The sequence below is a fragment of the Nocardioides lacusdianchii genome (assembly GCF_020102855.1).
GTDB lineage: Bacteria > Actinomycetota > Actinomycetes > Propionibacteriales > Nocardioidaceae > Nocardioides > Nocardioides lacusdianchii.
In genome coordinates this window covers 1-512 of sequence record NZ_JADHZD010000050.1, presented here as the reverse complement: position 1 = coordinate 512, position 512 = coordinate 1, and the positions used below count along the sequence as shown (strand labels likewise).

Annotated in this window: 1 protein-coding gene; it reads left to right on the top strand. The window is 67.2% G+C overall.

Going from position 1 to position 512, the window contains the following annotated elements; genetic code table 11:
* Window positions 1-512: helix-turn-helix domain-containing protein (locus tag IRX98_RS22415; RefSeq protein ID WP_224280574.1), on the top strand; the 512-nt coding region annotated here is incomplete at both ends.

Genomic DNA, 512 nt, shown 5'->3' with positions numbered 1-512 from the left:
GAGATCGCGGTGCTCAAGGCCCAGGGCAAGGGCGTGCGCGAGATCGCTCGTGAGATCGGGCGCGACCCTGGGACGGTGTCACGCGAACTGCGCCGCAACGCCGCCACTCGGGGCGGGAAGCTCGAGTACCGGGCATCGGTGGCGCAGTGGAAGGCCGACATGGCTGCCAAGAGGCCCAAGACGGCAAAGCTCGTCGCGGATCCTCGGCTGCATGCTTACGTGCAGGAGCGGCTGTCGGGACAGATCAAGACTCCTGATGGCAAGGTCATCCGGGGTCCGGAGCCGCCACGGTTCACCGGCATCAACAAGCCCCATCGCAAGCATCGCGGGTGGTCCGCGGCGTGGAGCCCGGAACAGATCAGCAACCGGCTCAAGGTCGACTTCCCCGATGATGAATCCATGCGCATCAGCCACGAGGCGATCTACCAGTCGCTCTACATCGAGGGCCGCGGCGCGTTGAAACGCGAGCTGGTCTGGTGCCTGCGCACCGGCCGCGCGTTACGGGCGCCGCG